Below are 8,531 nucleotides of genomic sequence, written 5' to 3' on the forward strand. Positions count from 1 at the left end.
TCCCCGGCGGTCGGGGCGTCGTGCCGGGGGCAGGACTCGTGCCGGCGGCCGAGAAGGCGACCGGGGGCTCACCCGGGAGGTACGGCACGAGGGCATGCGCCCGCGCGTTGCCCAGTGCGCCCCCATGTGCCTCCAAGACCCTTTCAGGTCATATTGACCGACCGGTGACCGGCCCATAGCGTCGTTGCCCCGACGCAGAGTGACCATTGATCACCTCTGGGCACCGAGTGCCTCGTGAGCCCACGGCGCGGGACGACACACCGGCGTAGGAAGTGGTCCCCCGACGGGCCAGCACATCCGCTGCGGGGGGCGAACGATGAGTCTGTTCGGAGGGGGTAGTTCGTTTCTCGATGCCCTCACTCCGCAGGACCGTGCCACCCTCATCGCCCTCGGAGCCCCCCGCGTCTACGAATCCGGCGCGGTCATGATCCAGGAGCGCGGCACCAGCACCTTCGTACTGCTGCTGCTCTCGGGATGGGCCGTGGTGTCCGTCGACACCGACCGCGGAGGGCGCCTCATCCTCGCCCTGAGGGGCGCCGGCGAGGTCGTCGGCGACCTCGCCGCCGTGGACCGGGGCCCGCGCAGCGCCACGGTGACCGCGCTCGGCGACGTGCGCACCGTGGCCGTGTCCGGGGAGCGCTTCCGCAGCTTTCTCGCCGCCCGGCCCCAGGCCACGGCGCTGATCATGCGCCAGCTCAGCGCGCGGCTGCGCAGCTCGGACGTCGAACGCCGGTCGCTGGCCTCCGTTTCGGTGCTGCAGCGGCTCGCCGCGCGACTGGTCGAGCTCGGCCGACGGGTGGGCCGCCTCTGCGACGAAGGCACCGTCATCGACCTGCCCCTGCCGCAGCACGACCTCGCGGCGGCGATAGGCGCGACCAGGGAGGCCGTGGCGAAGGCGCTGCGCCTCCTGCGCGAACAGGGCGTGGTGCGTACCGCGCACCGCCGCCTGATCGTCACCGACATGGACCTGCTGCGGCTGCTGGCCGATGGCCGCGAACAACCGCCGCAGCGAAGAACGGCGAGAAAAAAGCCGCCACTTGTGTAAACGGCTACATCGCCCGTCGCCCGATGCGCCCAGTCTTTTCTCCGAGACGAACAGCACCCAGGGGGTCCCAGTGAACAGTGCGGCAGCCGTCAACAGAATGGTGGTGTTCGGGGACGCCTGCGGCTCGGGAACCATGGGCCTCGAAGCGAAGCGGCGCATGCGGAACGCCATGTACGGGGCGTTCACCGAGGCGTACAGCGCCGTCGGCGTCGACATGCGCCGTATCCACCAGGAGGACCGCGGAGACGGGATCCTCGCGGCGCTCGATCCAGGCGTACCGCCGACGCTGATGGTCGGCACCTGGACCGACACCCTGTTCCAGAGCCTGCGCGAACACAACGCGGGCAGCGCCCACCGTCTGCGGCTGCGCATCGGGATGAACGCAGGGCCGGTGCTCGACGACGGCAGAGGGCTGGTCGGACGGGCCGTGGACCTGGCGGCCCGGCTCTGCGACAGCCCGACCGCCAAGCGGACGATGGAGCTGGCCCCCGGCTCCGACCTGCTGCTGGTCGTGTCCGACTGGCTCTACACCAACGTGGTCGCGGAGGGCGGCCGTTACGTGGAGCCGGAGACGTACCGCAGCGCCCGGGTCCGGTTCAAGGAGACCGACGAGAAAGCCTGGTTCCACATCCCGCGGTTACCCGTGCCGACCCTGCCCGAGGACCGGCCGGACGACCTGCCGGGTGCCGGTCAGGGGCGCGGCGCGGGGACCCCCGGTGCGGCCGACGCACCGGGAGCACCGACCGGCGGTGGGCCGGTACAGGGGGACGGCCCACCGCCTTCCGCCCCGCCACGCACCGGGACGCAGATCAATGCGCGGGGTGACGTGGCGGCGTTCGAGAACAACGTGTTCCACGCGCCGGTGACCGGCATCCGCAAGGACCGCGGAACCGGCGCACCCGACCCGGGTGATGCGGCATGAGCGACCAGGACCAGACCCCGCCGGCCGACGGCGGCCCGGCGGACGAGAAACCACCCGTGGCCGACCAGAGGCCCCCCGCAGAGGCCGAGGCCGGCGCCGGCGCGCCGGACGGCGCGGAGCCGACACCCGAGGCGCCCAACCCCTTCGCGACGGCAGGCCGCAACCCGATCGGTTCGGCAGGCGGCACCGGCGGATCCGGGACCGCCCACGCCGCACGCCGGACGTTCGCACCCCGGCAGGCGGAACGCGTCGTCAACTTCGGCGACGACGGCCAGTATTTCCACGGCAACTACTTCATCAGCCAGTTCGGCGCGGGCGTCGGCCCGGCCCTGCTCGACGGACCGGTCCCCGCAGAGGAACTGCGAACGCTCGCCGGCGTCTACTGCGAATCGCCCGGGTACGGCCGGATGCGGTCCCGGCTTCGCGAGTGCGGTCTGCTGGTCCTGTGCGGCGAACGGGGCAGCGGCCGCAAGGCCACAGCCCTCGCACTGCTCGCCGAACTGACCGAGAACCAGGTCACCCGGCTCGACCCCAGCCAGGCCGTGCACACCTTCACCGGCGAGATGCTCAAGGAACAGTACGGGCACCTGCTGGAGCTCCCCTCCGAGGAACTGCACCGCGACGGCGGCCGCAGCCCCGGCGCCGACGGACGGGAGGCCGCAGGCGGCCCCGGCCGACTCTCCGAACTGCATCTGGACCGCTTCAGCCGGCTGCTGCTGGTCGCAAAGGCCTTCGGTGTCGTTCTCGTCGAGCCCGGAGATCTGGCCGAGCGGCTGCTGCGTGGCCGCTACGGCATGCACTCCCGGCCGCCCGGGACCGAGGACGTGCTCCACCGCCATCTGCGCATCCGGCTCGGCGACGAGCCGCAGGAAGCCCTCGACAGCTGCCGGGAACTGGCCCGTCACGACGACGTCCGGGGCGCACTCGGACTCGACGAGCTACGGCCCCGGGAGGCCGCCCGCCTCGCCGATCTGCTCGCCCGGCACCACCGCGGCGACATCGGCAAGGACGAGCTCCTCGACGGCTGCGCCACCTTCGTACGAGCACAGGCACGCTCGTGGTTCGCGGGCGCCGACCGCCCCGGCACCCTCCCCGAGGCCGCTCCCACGATCAACGCGGCCGCCTTCCGTATCGCGGTGGCCGTGTTCAACGGGTCGCCCTACGGCCTGGCGGCGGAAGCCGCGGAGCAGCTCGCCTGGGAGATGTCGGTCACTCTCGACCCCGAACAGGCCCTCGGCAGAAGGCTGTTCGGTACGCACGCCGACGAACGGCCGGTCCTGGCCCGCTCCGTGGTCGAGGACGCGGAGCTCGATCTGGGCGACGCCCAGATCCCGGTGCGCGCCATCCGCTTCCAGGGCGAAGCACTCGCCACCGCCGTTCTGCGCGAGGTCTGGCACGGCTATCACAATGTGCGCGGACCGATGGTGCGGTGGCTGCGCGCACTCTGCGACGACCCGCGGCCCCACGTGTGGGTGCGTGCCTCCGTGGCCGCCGGGGTGCTGTGCTCCTGGGACTGGGTGTACGGGGCGGGCGAGTTGATCGTCCCGATGGCGGCGGTGGACAGCCCCGTACAGCAGATGTCCGCCGCCACGGCGCTCGCGGAGGCGTCCAGGGACCCGGCGGTGCAGCCCGCGGTCGGCGCGCTGCTCAAGGAGTGGGCCGCGTCCGACCGGGACACGCTGGTCACGACCGCCCTGCTGACCCACGGCTACGGCATGGCGGCCGGCTCCGTCCGTGCCTCCCTCGACGCGCTGGCGAAAACCGTCCGCACCGGGGACGTGACGGTGTTGTCCAACGCGGCGTTCAGCGTCACCCGACTGCTCGCCGGTGTGGAACCGGAGACGGTCGTGGCCAGGCTCGGCGACTGGCTGCGCGGCGGCCGGCGGGAGCTGGCCGACCTGGTGCTGCTGAGTGTGCTCGGCACGCTCACCACGCGCACCACCTACCTGTGGGGCCTTCAGGAGACCGACGCGCTCGAGGCGCACGCCAGACGTCCGCTGCTCGTGGCGCTCATCGCGACCCACCGCCCCCTGGTGCGCAAGCTCGCCGACCTCGTGCTTCTCACCCTCGAGACCGCCAGGTCGGGCGAGGTGGCGCTCGACGCCCTCGGGCGCGTGCTGCGCCAGTGTGCCGACGACCCGGCCCAGCTGGACCTGATGTGCGGCTTCCTCCCGCTGATCACCGAGGAGCGCAGGGACCGCGACCGGGTGCGGCACCTGCTGGCCCGGCTGGTGCGGGACGAGGACGACCCGCTGGACAAGAACGCCGCCCGCCTGATGTGGGACGCGGCGGCGGAAGGAGCGATGTGATGACCCCGTCAGGCGCCGGAGAGCATCCCGCGCAGCAGGAAAGCCCCCACGCACCGCAGACTCCCGACGGACCGCGGAAGGGCCCCCTGCTGCGTGAATGCGCATTGCCGTACCAGCGGCGCAGCGGGCAGGTGGCGGCGGTGTGCCTGTACTCCAACGGCGGCCACAGCGTGCTCTGGCCGAGCCGCAGGGAGGACCACGACAAACCGTGGTTCGGGCAGCCGTTCAGCGTCTTCGAGGTGCTCCTCGGGCGCCATGTGACCACCTTCGAACTGGCCCTGCCCGCCGCCGGCGACGCCCAGTCCTTCCAGGCGACGGCGGAGGTGCAGTGGGAGGTCGACGACCCCCACCTGATCGTCGAGAAGGCCGTCTGGGACGTCCGCGAGATGCTGCGGGGCGACCTGCTGTACGGGCTGCGCCAGGTGTCGCGCCGGTTCCGGCTGACAGAGGCGCAGCGCGCGGACGAGGCCGTCCAGGCGGAACTGCGGGCCGGGCGGATGGACCTCGGCCGCGACCTCGGTCTGCGCACCCGTGTGCACGTCTTCATCGACCTCAGCGAGCAGGTCAGGGACCGGGTGGTCGAGGTCGAGAACGTCACCTTCGAGATGCAGAAGGACCGGGCGCAGGCCGAGGCGGAACGCCACAGGGACAGGTACGAACGGGAACGGGTCGCGGGCCGGGCCGCCGAGCTGGAACAGGTCCTGCGGCGCGGCGAGGAGGCCGAGATCATCCATCTGATGGCGAGCAACCCCGACAAGGTGTGGGAGATCCGCCAGGCGATCCGGCAGGAGAAGCGGGAGGGTCAGGCCGACTACCTGAACCTCTTCAACCGGCTGCTCGACGCGGGCATGCTCGAGCGCCACGACGTCGGCGAGCAGATGTACGAGGTGCTTCGCTACCTGCGCGACAACAACAGCCGTGTCATCGGCGGAGTCACCGACCGGGTCCTGACGTCCGGCGGGGACAGGCCGGCGCTGTCCGCAGGTTCGGACGAAACCCCGGAGCCCAGAAGACCGTTCTGGGACGAGGAGCCGGAGGACGCCGCTCCCGCCGGTCCGGCCGGCAATCCCGAGGACGACGGGCACATCTACGAACCCACGCGGGTGCAGTCGTCCGCGGAACGCGACCGCGACGGCGGTCGGGACCGCGCCCGCGACGGCGATCGGGACAGGGATCGCGACGGTCTGCGCACGGCCGGGCCGCGGGATGCCCGCCCCAGCGCCGACTTCGACGACTGGGGTGACGAATGAGCGCTGCCCCGCCGCCCGGCCCCGACCCCGCGCCGCCGCCGGGCCCCGACCCCGCCCCGCCGCCCGGCACGGATGCCGGGCCCGATGTGCGGTTCGTGGCGGAGCGGCTGCTCAACTCCGTGCGTGAGGACATCGGCCGCGCCGATGCCAAGGCGGCGATCCTGCTCTCCGGGGCGGTCGCCGCGCTGGCCGTCGCCTTCTCGCGCAACGAACTCCCGCTGCCGGCCTCCCGCCCGGCGGCAGTCGTCGTGACGGCCGGTCTGCTGTTCTGCGCGGCGGGCGTGCTGATGCTCGTCGGCGTGATACTGCCCCGCACCCGCACCGGCGCGGACAGCACGTTCCTGCGGGATCTCTCGGTCGGCACACCGGCCGATGTACTCCTCGCCCGGCTCTCCGAGTCGGGTGAGGACGTCGTGCGTTGGCTGGTCGGCCAGGCACGGGTGCACGGGGCGGTCCTGGCCGCCAAATACCGGTGGCTGCGCATGGGGGTCTGCTCGTTGACCCTCGGCGCGCTGCTGGTCCTCTTCGGCGAGCTGTGGTGAGAGACGATGAGACTGATCCGCAAGACCAATGCGCCGGTTCTGGCCTGCGTGCTCCTGACGCTGGTGGCAGCAGCACCGGCGCAGGTGTCCGCCGGGCCGGGCGGCCCGCAGCGTACGGCGGCCGCCCCGGCGGCCGACGGACCCGACCCGATCGACTTCGCCGTCGTGGTCGACCAGTCGGACAGCTTGTCCGACGACGACCTGGCCCGTGAGGTGGAAGCCGCCTCGCTGATCACGCAGGGCGAGATCTCCGAGCGGTCCCGCGCCGCCGTGATCGGCTTCGGCAGCTCGGAGAAAGAGGGCCAGTCACCGGTCCGCGAGGTGTGCGCGCTGACGACGGCCGACACCGCCGGGCGCCAGCGGCTGAGCGACTGCGTCCAGCAGCTGGGCGAGAGGGACGACAAGACGATGGGGCCGGGAACGGACTTCCCCGCCGCCGTGCGGCAGGCCGTCGACCGGCTCACGGAGGACGACGCCGAGAACGTCCCCAAGGTCGTCTTCCTGCTCACCGACGGCCGGCTCGACGTCTCCGACAGCCCGGAGTACGGCACCGACAAGACCAGCCGCCAGGCCAACGGGGCCAAACGCCTCGCGGAGGAACTGGCCCGCGCGCGGAAGGAGTCCGTGCAGATCTGGCCGCTCGGCTTCGGCGACAAGATCGACCGCACCGCGCTGACCAGGATGGCCGAGGGCGGATTCCGCAACGGATGCACCGACCGGCCCGGCTCGGCCCCCAAGATGCGCGTGGTCGGCAGCTCGGCGCAGATCGACAAGGCCCTCCAGGAGACCTTCGCCGCCGCGCGCTGCGCAGGCCTGGCCCACGGCACCGTGGGTAAACCGCCCGCCGACCTGCACGTCACGATCCCGCCCATCGCCACCGACGGCTCCATCACCGTCGGCAAGCACGACCCCAAGGTCACCGTCACCTACTACGACCCCGACGGCCGACGAGTGCCCACCCAGGGCGAGTTCGCCGGTTCCTCCTTCGAGAGCAGCGGACAGGACGGCCCGGTGGAAGCGCTCCGGGTGAAGAACCCGCTGCCGGGCAAATGGCGGGTGCACATCGAGGCGCCGGAGGGCCACCGCGACCGTGAGGTCGCCGTACGCGCCATCTGGCAGGGCAGACTGCGGTCCGCCGTCACCCTCGGCCCGGCCTCCCCGCGACCGGGTGAGGAGGCCGTCGTCGAGGTCCGCATGCAGACCCGCCGCGGCGTGGTGATCACCGACCCCGAGCTGCTGAAGGGCGTACGGGTCTCGGCGCGGATGTCCGGTGCCGGGTTCGACCCGGTCGTCGTGCCGCTGGCCGACAACGGCAAGCAACCGGACGCACAGGCGGACGACGTGCGCTACAGCGGGCGCGTCACCGTACCCGAGACCGCCTCCGGGGAAATCGAAGTCGTCACGGAGATGGCCGCACCCGGCGTCACCAGCGACCGCCGTCCCCTGCACGCGCGGGTCTCCGAGGGCACGCCGGTGCTCACCGCGGGACTGACCGTCGACCGTGGCGAGCTCCACCCCGGCGGGACGTTCACGGGAACCCTCGACGTCACCAACAACGACTCCGGGCCGCACACCCTGCGTCTCGCGCTCGCCGACCAGCCGCCCGGGTCCGGCCTGCGCATCACCCCCGCCACGGTGAACGCCGCACCCGGCGGCAGCTCCACCCCGTTCACCGTCACCCTCGGCGCGGACGCCCCGCTCGGGGAACTGTCGGGACGCATCACGGTGACCGACCTCGGCGACCGGGACCGGGTGGTGGACAACGTCTTCCTCGGGGTGCACGTCACCAAGAAGCCCACCCTGTGGGACGAGTGGTGGTGGGCGTTCTCGGCAGCGGCGCTGCTGCTGCTCGCACTGGCAGCGGTCGCCGTCGTACGCCACAAGGCCGGAGCCAAGCGACGGGACCTCACAGGAGTACGGCTCGAACTGCGGGCGCAGGGACAGCGGCCGGACACGCTGACCGTCAGGTCCGGTCAGAGCACCGGCGGCGAGTTCCTGTTCAGCATCGACCGCTCCGGCGGAGGGGCGCCCGCGCTACGGCGCGGCGGCACCCAGGCGTACCGCCTACGGCGCACGACGGCCGGGCAGATGCTGCTCAAGCCCCCGAGCGGCCGGGAACGGAGCGTCGGGCCCGGCGAAGCGACCGCGCTCGGCGACGGGCTCGAACTCGTCGTCGGCGACGGCAGTACCGCCTCCGGCCCCGGCCGGGCCGGCAGAGGCAGCCGCACCGGCCGCGACGGGAGCGGCGGACCGGGCGACGGCGGGGGTCGAGGCGGCCGGTGGCGGATGCCGCGCCCCCGAGGCGGCAGCCCCGCGGGCTCCTCGAACGGGAGCGGCCCACGCGGCGGCCGGAGCCGCGGCGACGCCTCCGTAACCCCGGGGCAACGCGGCACCACCGGGCGTCGCGACCCCAACTTCTGAAGCCCCTCCCGGCCATGAGCGGCCGTCGACGACGGCGCAAGG

6 protein-coding genes are annotated in these 8,531 nt (G+C 72.7%); all 6 read left to right on the plus strand.

What is annotated here, in order from left to right:
* Positions 1 to 316: 316 nt before the first annotated feature.
* The 6 genes from ACIQ7Q_RS25980 (at position 317) to ACIQ7Q_RS26005 (ending at position 8,489) form a co-directional block, all read left to right on the plus strand.
* A complete protein-coding gene (locus ACIQ7Q_RS25980; protein ID WP_403866736.1) occupies positions 317 to 1,045 on the plus strand; it encodes a Crp/Fnr family transcriptional regulator in 729 nt (242 codons plus the stop codon).
* A 70-nt stretch (positions 1,046 to 1,115) separates the two neighbouring features.
* Positions 1,116 to 1,967, plus strand: coding sequence for a hypothetical protein (locus tag ACIQ7Q_RS25985; RefSeq protein WP_403866739.1), 852 nt, complete (start codon positions 1,116 to 1,118; stop codon positions 1,965 to 1,967).
* Entirely contained in the window at positions 1,964 to 4,276 is a 2,313-nt protein-coding gene (locus ACIQ7Q_RS25990; RefSeq protein WP_403866742.1) for a hypothetical protein, read from the plus strand. Before ACIQ7Q_RS25985 ends, ACIQ7Q_RS25990 begins: the two co-directional genes overlap by 4 nt.
* Positions 4,276 to 5,526 (plus strand): hypothetical protein, encoded by a 1,251-nt coding sequence (locus tag ACIQ7Q_RS25995; protein WP_403866745.1) that lies wholly within the window; start codon positions 4,276 to 4,278, stop codon positions 5,524 to 5,526. Before ACIQ7Q_RS25990 ends, ACIQ7Q_RS25995 begins: the two co-directional genes overlap by 1 nt.
* Positions 5,523 to 6,068, plus strand: a complete 546-nt coding sequence (locus tag ACIQ7Q_RS26000) for a Pycsar system effector family protein (RefSeq protein ID WP_403866748.1) — start codon at positions 5,523 to 5,525, stop codon at positions 6,066 to 6,068. The genes ACIQ7Q_RS25995 and ACIQ7Q_RS26000 overlap by 4 nt, the downstream gene beginning before the upstream one ends.
* Before the next feature lie 6 nt (positions 6,069 to 6,074).
* Positions 6,075 to 8,489: a VWA domain-containing protein gene (locus tag ACIQ7Q_RS26005; RefSeq protein ID WP_403866751.1), complete on the plus strand. Its 2,415-nt coding sequence runs from the start codon at positions 6,075 to 6,077 to the stop codon at positions 8,487 to 8,489.
* Positions 8,490 to 8,531: the final 42 nt, after the last annotated feature.

This window comes from Streptomyces sp. NPDC096176 (assembly GCF_044763255.1).
In the GTDB taxonomy this organism is placed as follows: Bacteria; Actinomycetota; Actinomycetes; order Streptomycetales; family Streptomycetaceae; genus Streptomyces.